Source organism: Kitasatospora sp. NPDC043950, assembly GCF_056435345.1.
This window is the reverse complement of the sequence record NZ_JBWKER010000025.1, coordinates 76,097-91,500: the sequence shown is the minus strand read 5'-3', so window position 1 is coordinate 91,500 and position 15,404 is coordinate 76,097. Positions and strand designations below refer to the sequence as shown.

16 protein-coding genes are annotated in these 15,404 nt (G+C 69.9%); 10 read left to right on the top strand and 6 right to left on the bottom strand.

Annotated features, from left to right (window positions below; all coding sequences use genetic code 11):
- Positions 1-193 precede the first annotated feature (193 nt).
- A complete protein-coding gene (locus AC07BF_RS18590) occupies positions 194-1,444 on the bottom strand; it encodes a metallophosphoesterase (protein WP_363581578.1) in 1,251 nt (416 codons plus the stop codon).
- Between the two features lie 114 nt (positions 1,445-1,558).
- A complete protein-coding gene (locus tag AC07BF_RS18585) occupies positions 1,559-2,716 on the bottom strand; it encodes a LacI family DNA-binding transcriptional regulator (RefSeq protein WP_363581576.1) in 1,158 nt (385 codons plus the stop codon).
- A 383-nt stretch (positions 2,717-3,099) separates the two neighbouring features.
- On the opposite strand from AC07BF_RS18585, the gene hisC reads away from it, so the two are divergent.
- From hisC to AC07BF_RS18560, 5 genes are all read left to right on the top strand, one after another.
- Entirely contained in the window at positions 3,100-4,176 is a 1,077-nt protein-coding gene (gene hisC / locus AC07BF_RS18580) for a histidinol-phosphate transaminase (RefSeq protein ID WP_371517822.1), read from the top strand.
- Positions 4,177-4,468: 292 nt separating this feature from the next.
- On the top strand, positions 4,469-5,884 hold the full coding sequence (locus AC07BF_RS18575) for an efflux RND transporter periplasmic adaptor subunit (protein ID WP_478333603.1): 1,416 nt from the start codon (positions 4,469-4,471) through the stop codon (positions 5,882-5,884).
- Between the two features lie 2 nt (positions 5,885-5,886).
- A complete protein-coding gene (locus AC07BF_RS18570; protein ID WP_350876857.1) occupies positions 5,887-6,690 on the top strand; it encodes an ABC transporter ATP-binding protein in 804 nt (267 codons plus the stop codon).
- Positions 6,687-7,898, top strand: coding sequence for an ABC transporter permease (locus tag AC07BF_RS18565; protein WP_363581570.1), 1,212 nt, complete (start codon positions 6,687-6,689; stop codon positions 7,896-7,898). The genes AC07BF_RS18570 and AC07BF_RS18565 overlap by 4 nt, the downstream gene beginning before the upstream one ends.
- 7 nt (positions 7,899-7,905) lie before the next feature.
- Entirely contained in the window at positions 7,906-8,583 is a 678-nt protein-coding gene (locus tag AC07BF_RS18560; RefSeq protein ID WP_363581568.1) for a hypothetical protein, read from the top strand.
- A 64-nt stretch (positions 8,584-8,647) separates the two neighbouring features.
- Here the strand turns inward: AC07BF_RS18560 and AC07BF_RS18555 are convergent, their stop codons facing one another.
- From AC07BF_RS18555 to AC07BF_RS18545, 3 genes are read right to left on the bottom strand one after another with little or no spacing between them, the layout of a single operon-like run.
- Positions 8,648-8,773: a hypothetical protein gene (locus tag AC07BF_RS18555; protein ID WP_363581566.1), complete on the bottom strand. Its 126-nt coding sequence runs from the start codon at positions 8,771-8,773 to the stop codon at positions 8,648-8,650.
- On the bottom strand, positions 8,773-9,027 hold the full coding sequence (locus AC07BF_RS18550; protein ID WP_363581564.1) for a hypothetical protein: 255 nt from the start codon (positions 9,025-9,027) through the stop codon (positions 8,773-8,775). The genes AC07BF_RS18555 and AC07BF_RS18550 overlap by 1 nt, the downstream gene beginning before the upstream one ends.
- Complete coding sequence (locus AC07BF_RS18545) at positions 9,024-9,386, bottom strand: ATP-binding protein (RefSeq protein WP_363621077.1); 363 nt, start codon at positions 9,384-9,386, stop codon at positions 9,024-9,026. The genes AC07BF_RS18550 and AC07BF_RS18545 overlap by 4 nt, the downstream gene beginning before the upstream one ends.
- 241 nt (positions 9,387-9,627) lie before the next feature.
- Between AC07BF_RS18545 and AC07BF_RS18540 the strand changes: the two genes are divergently transcribed.
- Positions 9,628-10,488 carry a helix-turn-helix domain-containing protein gene (locus AC07BF_RS18540; protein WP_363581560.1) on the top strand — a complete coding sequence of 287 codons (861 nt, stop codon included), beginning with the start codon at positions 9,628-9,630 and terminating at the stop codon, positions 10,486-10,488.
- 1 nt (position 10,489) lies between these two features.
- Positions 10,490-10,690 carry a DUF397 domain-containing protein gene (locus AC07BF_RS18535; RefSeq protein ID WP_363581558.1) on the top strand — a complete coding sequence of 67 codons (201 nt, stop codon included), beginning with the start codon at positions 10,490-10,492 and terminating at the stop codon, positions 10,688-10,690.
- Between the two features lie 58 nt (positions 10,691-10,748).
- On the opposite strand, the gene AC07BF_RS18530 is transcribed toward AC07BF_RS18535, so the two are convergent.
- Positions 10,749-12,824, bottom strand: a complete 2,076-nt coding sequence (locus tag AC07BF_RS18530) for a transglycosylase domain-containing protein (protein WP_478333602.1) — start codon at positions 12,822-12,824, stop codon at positions 10,749-10,751.
- Between the two features lie 842 nt (positions 12,825-13,666).
- On the opposite strand from AC07BF_RS18530, the gene AC07BF_RS18525 reads away from it, so the two are divergent.
- From AC07BF_RS18525 to AC07BF_RS18515, 3 genes are all read left to right on the top strand, one after another.
- Complete coding sequence (locus AC07BF_RS18525; protein ID WP_478333601.1) at positions 13,667-13,939, top strand: DUF6879 family protein; 273 nt, start codon at positions 13,667-13,669, stop codon at positions 13,937-13,939.
- Complete coding sequence (locus AC07BF_RS18520; protein ID WP_363628036.1) at positions 13,936-14,769, top strand: helix-turn-helix domain-containing protein; 834 nt, start codon at positions 13,936-13,938, stop codon at positions 14,767-14,769. Before AC07BF_RS18525 ends, AC07BF_RS18520 begins: the two co-directional genes overlap by 4 nt.
- A gap of 182 nt (positions 14,770-14,951) precedes the next feature.
- The gene (locus AC07BF_RS18515; RefSeq protein ID WP_363628037.1) at positions 14,952-15,404 is read left to right on the top strand and encodes an NUDIX domain-containing protein; all 453 of its coding nucleotides are present in this window, start codon (positions 14,952-14,954) and stop codon (positions 15,402-15,404) included.

The window sequence follows — 15,404 nt, the reverse complement described above, 5'->3', positions numbered from 1 at the left end:
CGGGACCCTCAGGGGCGCCGAAACGGGCGCGGAGGCGGGCCGCCGGACGGGCGGCCGGGTGTGGTGTGCCTCATGTTAGGGGCGGGCGCGGCCGTGCTGACAGTCGGTTTCCGGAATTTCGCGCCCCGGCCCGCGCGCGTGCGGTGGCCCGGGCGCCGGGAACGCCCGTTCGACCGGCCCCGGTCCGCGGGCCTCAGCTGACGGGGAGTCGGGCGACGAGCAGGCGCCCTTCCATGGTGACGCCGCCGTCCATGGCCACCGCGAGGTCGTCGGCGTAGACGTAGGGGCCGGGGATGTGCGGCGGCTGGCCGTCGTCGGCGTGCACCGCGCCGGTGAGGTACGGGATGGGGCTGTGCCCGTGCACGATGCGGGTGCCGCCGTAGGTGTCGAGGAGTTCGTGGACGGCCGTCGGGCCGGCGTCGCCGCGGAAGGCGAAGCGCTTGGTGAAGCGGCGGAAGCAGTCCCACCACTCGTCGACGCCCTCGTCGGCGAGCAGGCTGTGGACGGCGTCGTTGACGTCGGGGATGGACTCGCCGTACTCCAGGTACGCGGTGGTGTCGGAGTGCAGCAGCAGGTGGCCGTCCTCCAGCGCGATGGCGGGCAGCCGGGAGAGCCAGCTGATGTGGTGGCCCTCCAGCCGGTCCAGGTCGTGCTGCTGGCCGCCGTTGAGCCGCCAGGCGGCGAGGAAGGAGGCGGTGCCGGCGGTGGACTGGACGGGTTCGTCGCCGTACCGGGCGGCGCCGAGGAAGAGCAGCTCGTGATTGCCCATCAGGGCGCGGCAGTAGCCGCCGGCGGCGGCGGCTTCGGCGGCGAGCTGCATCACGAGGTCGATGACGCCGATGCCGTCGGGGCCGCGGTCGGTGAAGTCGCCGAGGAACCAGATCCGGGAGCGGCCGGCGGACCAGTGGCCTTCGGCGTCGATCAGGCCCTGGTGGCGCAGCTCGGCGCGCAGCTCCTCCAGGTAGCCGTGCACGTCGCCGACGACGTAGAGCGGGCCGGGGGGCTCGCCGGGGCCGGGGGCGGGGTACGGGTAGCTGGGCGCGGAGGGGTCGGGCAGCGGCGGGCCGAGTTCGATGGTCGGCGGGTCGTCGCGGCCGGGGGCCTGGTGGGCGTGGTCCTGGTGGGCGGGGGACTGCTGGTCGGGCAGGGCCGGCTCGTAGCCGGGGTGGTCCTGGTGGGAACCGGGGTGGTCCTGGTGGGAGAAGAGCGGGGCGTTCTCCGGGGCGTGCACGGTGTGGTCCTGCCCGTCGGCGGGCCAGTGCTGCTCCAGGTAGCGGGCTCCGCCGTAGCCGCTGTAGGTCTCCGCTTCGTACGGCGTGCCGGGGTAGCCGGTGGCGGGCTCCGGTTCGTAGTAGGTGCCGTACGGCAGCACGTCGAGGTCCGGCTGGTGGCGGGGGCCTGAGTCGGGGTGTTCAGGCCCGGGGAAGCGGTCCTCGGGTGTCATTCGCCCATCATAGGAAGACCACTCTCCCGGCGTCGTCACCTGGTGGGTATCCAATCCTCCGGAGCGTCAGCCGGGCCGTCCCGCAAGGTCCGTTTTGTCCCGGCTCGGTATGGTCTAGACCTCGCCCGGGAGTCGGGGAGGGCTGACGGTGGTGCGCGGGCTCCGGCGCTGGGAGGACGCGCGGACGATCAGCTCGGTCGGCATCAGGGTGCCCGGTGGCGGGCCGGTGCCGGCGGTGCGGAAGCGCGGCGGGAAGAGCCGGGCGATGTCGACGCCCGTCCCGGAGTCGACGCCCTCGATGGCGTCGATGAGCAGGTTGACCACGGTGGTGCCGATCCGGCGGGGCTTGAGGGAGAGCGTGGTGATCGGCGGTTCGGTGGTGGCGTAGACGTCGCTCTCGCTGCAGCAGACCAGCAGCAGGTCGTCGGGGACCCGCAGGCCGTAGCGGCGGGCGGCGGCGAGCAGGTCGGTGCCGTTGGGGTCGAACAGGCCGTAGACGGCGTCGGGCCGGTCGGGGCGGGCGAGCAGCCGGTCGGCGGCGACGGCGCCGGCGGCCGGGTCGTGCGCGGGGTAGGCCTCGTAGACCGGCTCCTGGCCGACCTTGGTGCACCAGCCGAGGTAGGCCTCGGTGGAGAGCCGGGTGTAGGTGTCGGTGCTGGTGCCGGTGAGCAGGCCGATGCGGCGGGCACCGGCCTCGGAGAGGTGGTCGAGGATGCCGAGCACGGCGGCCTCGTGGTCGTTGTCGACCCAGGCGGTGACCGGGCAGTTGCCGGGCTTGCCGTCGCTGACGACCGGGACGCCGGACCGGTACAGCTCGCTGACCAGAGGGTCCTGGTCGGGCGGGTCGATCACCACGGTGCCGTCCAGGGCGATGTTGCCCCAGACGTCGTGGCGGGAGGAGGCGGGCAGCACCACCAGCGCGTAGCCGCGGCCGAGGGCGGCGCTGGTGGCGGCCCGGGCCATCTCGGCGAAGTACGCGAACTCCGTGAAGGTGAACGGTTCTTCACCGTAGGTCGTGACGGTCAGCCCGATCAGGCCGGACCGTCCGGTGCGCAGGGTGCGGGCGGCCGCGGAGGGCCGGTAGCCGAGGCGCTCGGCGACCTCGCGCACCCGGCTGCGGGTCTCGTCGGGCAGGCGGCCCTTTCCGTTCAGCGCGTCGGAGACGGTGGTGATCGACACTCCGGCGGCTGCTGCCACATCCCGGATGCCGGCCCGTTCCAGACGCCGTGAGGTGGTGGGACGCCGACCGCTCTGGTTGGCTGCTGCTGTCATGGCGGACCGATCGTATGGCTCCTGACAAGGGTCTGTGACCGGCGCATCGGGAGCCCTCGGAGATACGTTTCTCCAAGAGTGAGCCGGGGTGCGCTCCTTCGATACCCGCACGAAACCAGCCGTCTTACCTCTGACATGTGCCAAAGGAACCCGGCAGAATGGCTGATCTGCGCCTGTCACCCGACCGGGCATCTCACCCCTACGGGTGAGCGCGGTCGGTATCGTTCAAGGCACCCGACCGGGGTGCCCCGGACGCGTTCCGAGATCCCGGGCACGGTGGCGATCCCACAGGTGGCGGGGGCGACCGCACCGGAGAACACGCGCCGAACACGCGCCGAACGCGTGCCGAACACGCGCGGACAGCATCGAGAAGGAGTAGGACCGTGACGAGTACGTCAGCGCAGGGCCCGCGGCTGCGGCCGACCCTGGACGGCATCCCCACCTACAAGCCCGGCAAGCCGGCCGGCGCCGACGCGTACAAGCTGTCCTCCAACGAGAACCCGTACGACCCGCTGCCCGGCGTGCTGGAGGCGGCGGTCGCGGCGGCCGGCTCGCTCAACCGCTACCCCGACATGGCCGTCGGCGAGCTCAGCGAGGTGCTGGCCGAGCGCTTCGGCGTGCCCGTCGAGCACATCGCCACCGGCACCGGCTCGGTCGGCGTCGCCCAGTCGCTGATCCTCGCCACGGCGGGCCCCGGCGACGAGGTGGTCTTCGCCTGGCGCTCCTTCGAGGCGTACCCGATCATCACCCAGGTCGCCGGCGCGACCCCCGTCCCGGTGCCGATCACCGAGGCCGGCGACCACGACCTGGACGCGATGCTCGCCGCGATCACCCCGAAGACCCGGCTGGTGTTCGTCTGCAACCCCAACAACCCCACCGGCAACGTGATCCACCGCGCCGAGCTGGAGCGCTTCCTGGACGCCGTCCCGTCCGACGTCCTGGTGGTCGTCGACGAGGCGTACATCGAGTTCATCCGCGACCCCGAGGTGCCCAACGGCATCGACCTCTACCGGGACCGCCCCAACGTCTGCGTGCTGCGCACCTTCTCCAAGGCGTACGGCCTCGCGGGCATGCGGGTCGGCTTCGCGATCGCGCACGAGCCGGTGGCCAACGCGCTGCGCAAGACCGCCGTCCCGTTCGGCGTCAGCCAGCTCGCCCAGAACGCCGCCGTCGCCTCGGTGCGCGCCGAGCAGGCGCTGCTGGAACGGGTGGACGCGCTGGTCGAGGAGCGCACCCGGGTGGTGGCCGGGCTGCGCGCCCAGGGCTGGGAGATCCCGGACTCGCAGGCCAACTTCGTCTGGCTGGGGCTCGGCGAGCGCTCGCAGGAGTTCGCCGTCGCGTGCGCCGAGGCCGGGGTGATCGTCCGGCCGTTCCCGGAGGGCGTCCGGATCTCGATCGGCGAGACCGAGGGCAACTCGATCTTCCTCTCGGTGGCCGAGGCGTTCCGCAAGACGCTCTGATCCCTCCCTTCTCCGTAGGGGCGCGCCGTTCACGGTGCGCCCCTACGGCGTTCCCGGGGGTCTGGGGCCGGTCGGCGGTGGGACCCGGGGCGCTGCCGGATGGCTGGAGATCACCGGAACTCACCGGAACTCACTGGGAGCCCGCTGGGAGTTCGGCCAACGACGGCCCACGGCACGGCCAAGGCGCCCGCGCGAACCGGGCGGTGTGACCGGAATGCCCGGATCCGCCCGGTCAGTCTTCTCCCAGCCCGCGCCCAGGGCTCCGCAAGAGCGCCCAGGAAAGCTGTCCGGCATGAAGGTGCTCCCGCGACGGCGAGGCGTCGTCCTCGTCAACTCCGCGCTCGGCGTGGCGCTCCTGGGCGGTGCCGCCCTGGTGTACGCCACAGTGAACAGCGGCACCAGTGCCGCCGCCGGCAAGACCCAGATCCGTACGGCGACCGTGGCCAAGGGAACGGTCCTGGCCACCGTGTCCGGAACCGGCACCCTGGTCTCACCGACCGACGCGGCCCAGGACTTCGCCACCGGCGGCCGGCTCACCTCGGTCAAGGTCGCGGTGGGGGACGCCGTCAAGAAGGGCCAGGTGCTCGCCACCGTCGACACCACGGCCGCCCAGCAGCAGGTGGACGCCGCCCAGGCGTCCCTCACCACGGCCAACGCCAACCTCACCAAGGCGCAGGCCGGTGTCACCACCACGACCACCCAGCCGCTGCCGGGTGCGACCTCCGGCGCCGGCGGCAACGGCGGCGGTGGTGGGGACCGCGGAGCGGGCGCGAACAGCACGCCCGCTCCGCAGACCACCACCATCACCACCACCAAGGTCGACGACGCGGCCGTCGCCCAGGCCCAGCAGCAGGTCGCCACCGCGCAGACCACCCTCGCCAACGCCCAGGCGGCGCTGACCGGCACCACCCTGACCGCCTCGGTGGACGGGACGGTCGCGTCCGTCTCGGCGAAGGTCGGCGACACCGTGGGCGGCGCGGGTTCCGGCGGCTCGTCCGGTTCGTCGGGCTCCACCGGATCGACCGGGTCGACCGGCAAGTCGTCCACCGGCAGCACCGCCTCGGGCGGCGCGCCGAGCGGCTTCATCGTGCTGACCAACCCGACCGGGATGCAGGTCACCGCCAACTTCTCCGAACTGGACTCGCTCAAGCTCAAGAAGGGCGAGGCGGCCACCGTCACCCTGAACGCGCAGTCCGACACCAAGCTCAACGCCAGTGTCCTGTCCGTCAGTTCGCTGCCCAGCAGTAGCAGCGGCGGCAGCGCCGGCTCGACGGCCGTCCAGTACGCCGCCACGCTCCAGCTCAGCGGTGACACCAGCGCGCTGCGCACCGGCCTCAGCGCCACCGTCCAGGTGATCACCGGCGAGGCGGACAGCGCGCTGTCACTGCCGACCTCCGCGCTCTCCGGCACCGGCGCCAGCCGCACCGCGACCGTGGTGCACCCGGACGGCTCCAGCGAGCGGGTCAGCGTCGGGGTCGGCGTCGAGGGCGACAGCACGGTGCAGGTGGTCTCCGGGCTGAAGGAGGGCGACAAGGTCGAACTCCCCACCACCAGCGGCGGCAACGGCTTCCCGAACGCCTCCTTCCCGGGGATCGGCGGCGGCCAGGGCCGTGGCGGCCAGGGCGGCGGCGCCGGCCTGGCGGGCGTCGGCGGTGGCGGTGGCGGCGGTGCCGCCGGCGGCGGGGCCGGCCGGGGCGGTAAGGGCTGAGCATGCGTCACGTCATCGACAAGCGCGTCCCGGCGGCGCCCCCGCCCGTCATCCAGCTGCGCCGGATCACCAAGGCGTACGGGCACGGCGACGCCGTCGTGCACGCGCTGCACGGCCCGGAGGACCCGGACACCGGCGGCCCGCTCGGCGTCAGCCTGAACATCCACCAGGGCGACTACGTCGCGGTGATGGGCAGCTCCGGCTCCGGCAAGTCCACCATGATGAACATCCTCGGCTGCCTGGACGTCCCGACCGCCGGCCGCTACCTGCTGGACGGCATCGACGTCGGCCACCTCGACGAGGGGCAGCTCGCGCTGGTCCGCAACCGCAAGATCGGCTTCGTCTTCCAGTCCTTCAACCTGATCCCGCGCACCACCGCGCTCGCCCAGGTCGAGCTGCCGCTCGCCTACGCGGGCGTCCGGGCCTCGGAGCGGCGCCGCCGAGCCCTGGCCGCGCTCTCCCTGGTCGGCCTCGCCGAACGCGCCGGGCACCGGCCCAACCAGCTCTCCGGCGGCCAGCAGCAGCGCGTCGCGGTCGCCCGGGCACTGGTCACCGCACCGGCGATGCTGCTCGCCGACGAGCCCACCGGCAACCTGGACAGCCGCTCCACCGAGGAGGTCCTCGACCTCGTCGACGCGCTCAACGCCACCGGCCGCACAGTCGTCCTGATCACCCACGAGGACGAAGTCGCGCGGCACGCCAAGCGGGTGCTCCGGCTGGTCGACGGCCGGATCGTCAGCGACGTCCGGCAGGCCCCGGTGGACGGGCCGCCGCCGCTGCTGCGCGAGCTGGGGGTGTCGGCGTGATCCTCTGGCAGATGCTCCGCTTCGCGGTTGGCGGCCTGGCCGCCAACAAGGTGCGCTCGGCGCTCACCATGCTCGGGGTGCTGATCGGCGTCGCCTCGGTGATCCTGCTGCTGGCCGTCGGCAACGGTTCGTCGGTGGCGGTGAAGGAGTCGATCACCTCGCTCGGCACCAACTCGCTCACGGTCAGCTCCGGTTCGGCCAGCGGCGGCGCCCGTGCCACCTCCTCGGTGAAGAAGCTGACGGTCGCCGACGCCAAGGCACTGGCCGCCGACACCGACTCGACCGCGATCAGGTCGGTCGCCCCGGTGGTCACCACCAGCGGGACGGCGCTGTACGGGGACATCTCGTACAGCCCCGGCTCGATCGTCGGCACCTACCCGGCGTACTTCGAGACCGCCAACCAGAAGGTCGCGCACGGCGAGTACTTCACCGACGACGACGTGCTCGGCTCGCGCAAGGTCGCGGTGCTCGGCGCCACGACGGCCAAGCAGCTGTTCGACACCGTGGACCCGGTCGGCAAGAAGATCGTCCTCGGCGGCACCCCGTTCACCGTGGTCGGCGTGCTCCAGGCCAAGGGCGGCAGCGGCTTCACCGACCCGGACGACGTGGTGATCGCCCCGCTGCCGACCGTGCAGAACGCCTTCACCGGCTTCGGGGCCGTCAACCAGATCCTGGTGCAGGCCAGTTCGGCCGACAGCACGACCGCGGCCCAGGCCGAGATCACCCGGGTGCTGCTCGGCACCCACGCGATCGCCGACCCGACCAAGGCCGACTTCCGGATCACCAGCCAGTCCTCGCTGCTCACGGCGAGGGAGAGCACCACGAAGACCTTCACCGTGCTGCTCGGCGCGGTGGCGGCGATCTCGCTGCTCGTCGGCGGGATCGGGATCACCAACATCATGCTGGTGACGGTCACCGAGCGGACCAGGGAGATCGGCATCCGCAAGGCGCTCGGCGCCCCGCGCGCGGTGATCCTCGGGCAGTTCCTGACCGAGTCGACCCTGCTCTCCGTGCTAGGCGCCGGTCTCGGGGTGGCCGCCGGGATCGCCGGCTCGCACTTCAGCATCGTCGGCATCAAACCGGTGGTGATCCCCGAATCCGTGATCGGCGCGTTCGGCATCGCCGTCGCCATCGGGCTGTTCTTCGGCAGCTACCCCGCCAACCGGGCCGCCTCGCTGCGGCCGATCGACGCCCTCCGGCACGAGTAGGACTCCCATGAGCAACGAGATCGCCACGGTCAGCAGCAGCACGCCGGCCGAGCAGGTCGCCCTGCTCGCCACCCCGCCGGACGCCCGCGACGTCACCGCCGAGCTCGCCGCCCCGCCGCGGCGCAAGCTGCCCTGGCTCAGCCTGGTGCTGGCGGGGGGCGTCATCGCCAGCGGGGCCTTCGCGGGCGGGGTCTGGTACCAGCAGAACCACGGGACGAAGAGCGGCTCCTCGCACGCGACGGCCTCTGGCGCTGTGCCGCAGCAGCGGGCGGCCGGGGCGGCCGGGGCGAGCGGTGGCGGGTACGGGCAGGGCGGCTCCCGCCGGGGTGGTCAGGGTGGTGGTCAGGGCCAGGGCACTGGTCAGAGCCAGGGCGGGCAGGCCGGGCTCACCCGGGGCACGGTCAAGGCCGTCGACGGCACCACCGTCTACCTGACAGACGCCAACGGCAACACCGTCAAGGTCACCACCGGCGACGCGACGAAGGTCCAGCTCAACAAGGAGGGCAAGGTCGCCGACCTCCAGCCCGGCCAGAGCGTGACCGTCGTCGGCACCCCCGACGCCAACGGCGGCTACGCGGCCAGCCAGCTCGTCGAAGGCGCGGCCGCCGGTGCGGGTGGCGCGGGTGGCTTCGGCGGCGGTGGCTTCGGCGGTGGCGGTGCTCCCAGGAACCCGTCCGGGGGCTGACCCCGTAGCTCCCGGACGCCGCGAGGCCCTCGCCCATCCCTGGGGCGAGGGCCTTCGCATGTGGTCAGCGCTGGTTGTCGCGTTCGTCGCCGGGGTGTGGCGTTTTGAGGGTCGCGATGGCACCGAGGGCCACGATGACGATCGCGGGCGCGAGGAGGAAGACCAGGGCCGCGCCGACGAAGAAGCTCATCACCCCCACGCCTCGTCCCGTTCCACGTCGCGGAGGAGGTGGAGGAGGTTGAGCAGAGTGCTCACGGGGGCGTTGCCGAAGTCGACGAGGATCCGGCCGTCGAGGGTGGTCTCGTGGGGGAAGGCGGAGCCCCAGAGGAGACCGTAGGAGCGTCCGCGCTGGTGCACCTCGCCGAGCAGGGCGACGATCTGGGGCGGGGTGTAGTCGCGCATCCGGGGGTCGTCCGGCGCGACGGGTTCGCGGGCGGCGCTCACGCGGCGAAGTCCAGCTCGTACCAGACCGTTTTGCCACGCTCCTGGGTGTCCACGCCCCAGCGGTGCGTGAGCCCCTCGATGAGCTGGAGCCCCCGGCCGGTCGTGGCCAGGTCGGGGAGCTGGTGTCGCTCGGGGAGGACGTCGCTCTCGTCCGAGACGGAGACCCGGAGGGTGCCGTCGAGGAGCGAGAGGAGGACGACGGGGGAGGCGGTCTTGCCGTGCCGCCAGGCGTTGACGACCAGTTCGGCCAGGGCGAGTTCGGCGAAGAAGATGGTCTCGGCGTCCCACCCGGAGCGGGTCAGGGCGTCCCGCAGGGACTGCCGGGCGAGCGCGAGCGAGGGGGTGTTGAGGGTGCACACGGGAACCTCCGCGAGGCTGCTGGTGTGGGGAGGGGGAGATGCCTTCAGCGCGCGGGCAGCGGGCGCCTACTACCCGGCGAACAGGCATTGCTGACGATCCGTCGGATCGATCTGGGGTTGACGATAGCGCATCGGAACTTAAATTTAGGTAGTTGCGAGGAAGATCCCTCTCCCGGGGGACGGATGGTCCTTGCCGTAGCCGACGCGGCACACTGATCCCACAGGATGTTGAGAGGACGCCATGCCAGGTCGCCACAACCCAACCCTTCGTCAGCGTCGCCTGGGCGCTGAACTGAGAAAGATGAGAGAGCAAGCGGGCCTCGGGGGCAGCCAACTTGCTCGCGTGCTCGGAGTGAGCCCTGCCCAGGTGACGCAGATGGAGAGCGGGAAGACCAGCGTCAGCGTGGACCGGCTCCGTACAGTCGCCGATGCCTGCGAGTGCTACAACCAGCCGCTCATCGACGCCCTCAACGGCATCATCACAGTGCGAGACAAGGGTTGGTGGGAGCAGTACCGCAACCACATTCCCGACGTCTTCCTCGAATCCGCCGAGCACGAGGACTTCGCGGCAACGACGATCAGGGTTTGCGCGTCGACGTTCCTTCCGGGACTTCTGCAGACAGACGACTACACACGAGGAATCTTCAGTCGACGGATCCCTCGACTTCCTGCCGACGAACTCGATCTGCATGTCGCGTTCCGTTCGGAGCGCAGAACGAGGGTCCTTCAGGGCCCTCGGAAGAAGCTCGAAGCCTATCTACATGAGTCCAGTCTGCTCACACGCTTCGGTGGCACCGACGTGCTGCGAGGGCAGCTTCACAGCCTGATCGATGACTCCCTCAGGGATGACATAAGCATCCGTGTCATCCCCTTCACCGCCCACACCTATCCCGGACCGGTCGAGAGCCTCATCTACACCTCCGGGGAGGTACCCGAGCTTGATACGGCCGAGGTGGAGTCATCGCAGGGCCCGATTTTCTTCGACGCCCCGAGCGAGCTTGAGTCCTATCGTGAAGTCTTCAACCGCATCGAGAAGGCTGCTCTCAATGGCGAGGATTCGCGAGATCTGATCCATCGCACGGCCAAGAACCTGAAAGGCTGAGATGTCTCAAGACCAATGGCAGAAGTCGTCCTTCAGTAGCTCCAGCGACAACTGTGTGGAGGTCCGCGCGGTCGCCGGACTGATCGAACTCCGGGAGTCCGACGAGGGCGAGGTCATCGTCCGCACCACCGCCCTCAAGTTCGCCGCGTTCCTCCGGGGCGCGAAGGCCGGGGAGTTCGACCACTTCACCGGTGACGCCTGAGCGAAACGATCCGGCGGCCCCTTGTTGCTCTCGCAAGGGGCCGCCGGTGTGACTGCTGTCAGTGCTGCGGGCCGGGCGGGGTGGTGGCGGGGGCGCCCGTGCCGGTGCCGGTGTTGTTCGGGTCGGACTTGGGTGCCGGGTCGGGGATGTCGGCCATCGGCAGGGACTTCTTGGGCGTGCCGCGCAGGGCCTGGTTCATGGCGTCCTGCCAGATCGGGCCGGGGCCGTCGGCGCCGAACACCTCGCTGTGGTACTTCCCGTTGATGGTGATGTTGCGCATCTCGACGCCGCCGTTGGGGCCGCCGAGCCAGACGGCGGTGGCGAGCTGCGGGGTGTAGCCGTTGAACCAGGCGGCCCGCTTGCGGTCCGAGGTGCCGGTCTTGCCGGCGATCTGCCGGTTGTCGTCCAGGTTGAGCGCCGCGCCGGTGCCCTTGTTCTCGGTCACGCCGTTCAGGACGGTGTTCATCGCCCGCGCCGTGTCATCGGAGAACGCCTTCTCGCACTGGCCGGCCGGGACGGGGACGTCCTTGCCGTCCACGGTGGTGATCTTGTTGATGGCGATCGGGGCGCAGTGCGTGCCCTGGGCGGCGAAGGTCGCGTAGATGTTGGCCATGGTCAGCGGGCTCATCTCCTCCACTCCCAGCGCCATGGCGGGGACCTCCTCCAGCGGCTTGCCGCTGGCCTTGCCGGTGACGCCCAGCTTGTTGGCCATCTGCTTGACCGCGCAGAGGCCGATCTCCTGCTCCATCTGCACGAAGTAGGTGTTGACCGATAGCGCCATCGCCTGCTTCAGCTGGTAGGGGCCCTTCTCGTTCTCGCTTTCGTTGGGCACCACCGTCTTGGGCCGGCCCTGGTTCTTCCAGGTGCCCTCGCAGGTCTTCATCGTCGGGTATTCGAGCTTGTTCGGGGCCGAGTACTCCTGGGTCGCCGGCAGGCCCGCCTCCAGGGCGGCGGCCGCGACGACCGGCTTGAACGTGGAGCCGGGCTGGAAGCCGTTGCCGCCGCCCATCGCCGCGTCGACGTTGAGGTTGACGACGGTCTGGTTCTTGTTGGCGTCCAGGCCGTACGGGCGGGTCTGGGCCATGGCCAGGATCTTGCCGGTGCCCGGCTCGACCATGGTGGCGGCGGCCGAGACGCTGTCGGTGATCTTCACGTTGGAGGTCACGGCGTTCTGGGCGGCAGCCTGCTTGTCCGGGTCCAGCGTGGTGTAGATGTTCAGGCCGCCGGTGTCCCAGAACTTCTTGCGGTCGGCGGCGCTCTGGCCGAACGCCGGGTCCTGCTTGACCACGTGCCGGACGTAGTCGCAGAAGAAGCCCATGCCGCCCTGGGCGGTGGCGGTGATGCAACCGTTCTGCGGGTCCTTGAAGTTGAGACCCAGCGGGGCGGCCTTCGCCTCCTTGGCCTGGTCCGCGGTGATGTGCTTGTTCTCCAGCATCTTGTCGATGACCGTGTCCCGGCGCTTCTGCGCGGCCACCGGGTGCAGCTTCGGGTCGTACTGGGAGGGGTTCTGCACCAGCCCGGCCAGCATGGCGGCCTCGGCGATGGTCAGGTCCTTGTTGCTCTTGCTGAAGTAGCGCTGGGAGGCGGCCTCCACGCCGTAGGCGCCGTTCCCGTAGTACGTGATGTTGAGGTAGTTGGTGAGGATCTGGTCCTTCGACAGGTCCTCCTCCAGCTTGATCGCGACCTTGAGCTCCTGGATCTTGCGACCCAGGGTCTTGCGCTGCGCTTCCTGTACCGCGGCCTGGTCCTCGCCCGCCTTTTCGACGTTGACGTTCTTCACGTACTGCTGGGTCAGCGTCGAGGCGCCCTGCGAGGCGGTGCCGCTCTCGGCGTTCTTGCTGATCGCGCGGAGCACGCCCTTGAGGTCGACGGCGCCGTGCTCGTAGAACCGGGCGTCCTCGATGTCGACTTGAGCCTGTCGCATGAACGGCGACATCTGCTCAGGGGTGATGACCGTGCGGTCGCGCTCGTACACCTTGGCGATCAGGCCGCCCTTGGCGTCGAAGATCTGCGTCGCCTGGGTGAGCGGCGGAGTCTTGAAGTCACTGGGGATGTCCTCGAAGCCCTCCGCCGTGCCCTTGGCGGTCAGTCCGAAACCGCCGGCGGCGGGCAGGGCGAGGCCAGCCAGCAGCACACCGGACACCACGCTCGCCGCCAGGAAGATCGCACCGAAGCGGGCCAGCCGGAGCGGCGTCCTGCGGGGCGGGGGGAGAGCCGCACTGTCGGAGGAATTCAATATCGGAGGGAGATTCGATTCCATCCCGGAATGCTAGTCCTCACACACTCTGCGGATCGAACGTTTTTTCGCGCAAGGCTGTCACGGCTGTGCAACAGATAGCGGAAGTCGACCACGGCACGTCAAATCGCATACGCACCAAATTGGCGCAATAGAAATACAGGCCGCCTTTAACTAATCCATCCCCCCCGTGACACACCACGGACCATGCCTGCGGCACCCGTGGCTCCCGCCTACCGCGTCCTCCCCCTCTCGCGGCCCTGACACCACTTAGATGCCGCGAACGGGCCGAAAGGTTGCCTGCGCCCGGTGAGCCCCGACGCCGACTCGTGCGATCCGCCGCCACCCAGCCCCACCGACGGCACCCCTACGCGCCCCGCACCCAGTCGCCGGCGGAACGTCACGGCGCTGCCCGCGCCCCGGGGGGGGGGGGGGGGGGGGGGGGGGGGGGGGGGGGGGGCGAGAGATGATCCCCTCCCCTCCCCCCCCCCCCCTCCCCCCCCCCCCCCCCCCCCCACCACCCCGCCCACCCCCCCCCCCCCCCCCCCCCCCCCCCCCCCGAAGCCGCCTCCCCCTCGCGCCTACCCGCGCGAGGGGCTGCCGCCGGACAGGCGTGCGGTCGATGAACTTCTGATCACCTGTTCGAAGTTGGGCGGTTTCCAGTATCGGAAACGCGAACCTCTTGCCGTGTCGTGGTTGCCTCGGGAACATCGTGGGGGTGGCGAGCGATCGAGGGGGCAATGGTGGAGCTGACAAGGCTTGCGGGTTCCTGTGACGAGGGTGATTGTCCAACTCTGGACCTGACTGATCAGGGGAACCCGGTCCCGGAGGCTCCGGACTTCTGGCTGTTCGATGACGAGACCGTGGCTGCGATGAGCTATGACGGGAACGGCAAGTATCTCGGAAGTGAATTCCTCGACGGCGGTCGGATCGATGAGTTCAGGGCGTACCGTGACACGGTGATGGCGCGGTCCGTGTCGTTCGCGGAATGGTGGGACCAGTACGGCGAGTGAACAGAACACGGCTCGGGTCGGCGCTGCGGGAACTTCGGCAGGCTTCAGGCAAAGAAGCCAAGGCCGTGGCCCGCAGCGCTGTCATGTCTGCGAGCAAGTTGAGCAAGATCGAGACCGGCAAGGTGTCACCCACCGTCGTCGACGTGGACCGCATCCTCACGGCTATAGGCGTGTCCGATGACGTCAAGGCCGAGTACATGGCTGCTGCACGGGCGGAGGCCACGGAGGCGACAGCGTGGCGTCTGATCCGGCGTCTGGGCTACCACCGCAAGCAGCAGCAGATCAAAGCGTTGGACGACTCGACCAAGCTTCTTCGCCTGTTCCAGCCTTCCCTGGTTCCCGGGCTGCTGCAAACCCCGGAGTACGTGCGTGCCGTGTTCGCGAGAAGGGGCCTCACCGAAGAGCAGTTGTCGAGGGTGGTCGCAGCACGCCTTGCAAGGCAGCAATCCCTCTACGACACCACCAAGACGCTGCGATTCGTCATCACCGAGCCTGTTCTCCGGTGGCGACTGGTCCCGCCCGCAATGATGGCCGGACAGTTGGACCGTATCGTCTCCGTATCCCGCCTGCCGCATGTGGATATTCGAATTGTGCCTCTCGCTGCACCGCAGTCCGACGTTCCGGCACACTCCTTCGTCATCCGGGATGACCGCATGGTCACGGTCGAAACCGTCCATGCCGAGGTGGTAGTCACTGACCCTCGCGACGTTGAGGTCTATGTTCGAAAGTTCGACGGGTTCGTGGGCGTGGCCTTGCCCGGTGACGAGATGCGCAGCCTGATCGAGAGCATCAGGGACGAGTTCTTGAGGGAACAGGAAATCGCCTTCTAGCGCGCCTTGCCGCCCTATATGTTGGTGCTCGCCCGCCACGGGTGAGGCGGCAGCCCCGATGCGCGATGTCCTCGAATTAATCTGACAAATCGCAGAGTTGGCGTCGATGGCGTGGCGTGCGGGATCGTGGGTCGACTGCGCGAGAAGCGTGAGAGCGGCCCGACCGATGAAGGGGCGAACCCATGAAGAAGATCGCTGCGCGGCTCTGGCGGATCATTCGGGGGCCGATGCAGTGGCGGGTGCTGTGGTTGTGGCACTCGAAGTTCATGGTCGGCGTGACGGGTATCGTCCGTGACCAGGACGGCCGGGTGCTGCTGCTGAAGCACCGCATGTGGCCGGAGGGCCGGCAGTGGGGGCTGCCGACTGGCTACGCGAACGCGAAGGAGACCTTCGAGGACACCGTCGTGCGCGAGGTCCGGGAGGAGACCGGGCTCACGGTGAAGGTCTGCGAGCTGGCGCACCTGAAGAGCGGTTACCAACTGCGGGTCGAAGTCGCCTACGAGGCACTGTACGTCAGTGGCCGGATCGAGGTGGCCTCGTTCGAGATTCTGGAGGCTCGATGGTTCTCGCCGGACGATCTTCCCGAGGGACTGCAGGAGTCACACCGACAACTGATCGACCGTCAGCGCTTTTGA

Coding starts and splice junctions, on each gene's coding strand:
- AC07BF_RS18535 (WP_363581558.1), top strand. CDS start 10,490: ATGTCTCAAGACCAATGGCAGAAGTCGTCCTTCAGTAGCTCCAGCGAC.
- AC07BF_RS18540 (WP_363581560.1), top strand. CDS start 9,628: ATGCCAGGTCGCCACAACCCAACCCTTCGTCAGCGTCGCCTGGGCGCT.
- AC07BF_RS18525 (WP_478333601.1), top strand. CDS start 13,667: ATGGTGGAGCTGACAAGGCTTGCGGGTTCCTGTGACGAGGGTGATTGT.
- AC07BF_RS18555 (WP_363581566.1), bottom strand. CDS start 8,773: ATGAGCTTCTTCGTCGGCGCGGCCCTGGTCTTCCTCCTCGCGCCCGCG.
- AC07BF_RS18515 (WP_363628037.1), top strand. CDS start 14,952: ATGAAGAAGATCGCTGCGCGGCTCTGGCGGATCATTCGGGGGCCGATG.
- AC07BF_RS18575 (WP_478333603.1), top strand. CDS start 4,469: ATGAAGGTGCTCCCGCGACGGCGAGGCGTCGTCCTCGTCAACTCCGCG.
- AC07BF_RS18585 (WP_363581576.1), bottom strand. CDS start 2,716: ATGACAGCAGCAGCCAACCAGAGCGGTCGGCGTCCCACCACCTCACGG.
- AC07BF_RS18570 (WP_350876857.1), top strand. CDS start 5,887: ATGCGTCACGTCATCGACAAGCGCGTCCCGGCGGCGCCCCCGCCCGTC.
- AC07BF_RS18590 (WP_363581578.1), bottom strand. CDS start 1,444: ATGACACCCGAGGACCGCTTCCCCGGGCCTGAACACCCCGACTCAGGC.
- AC07BF_RS18560 (WP_363581568.1), top strand. CDS start 7,906: ATGAGCAACGAGATCGCCACGGTCAGCAGCAGCACGCCGGCCGAGCAG.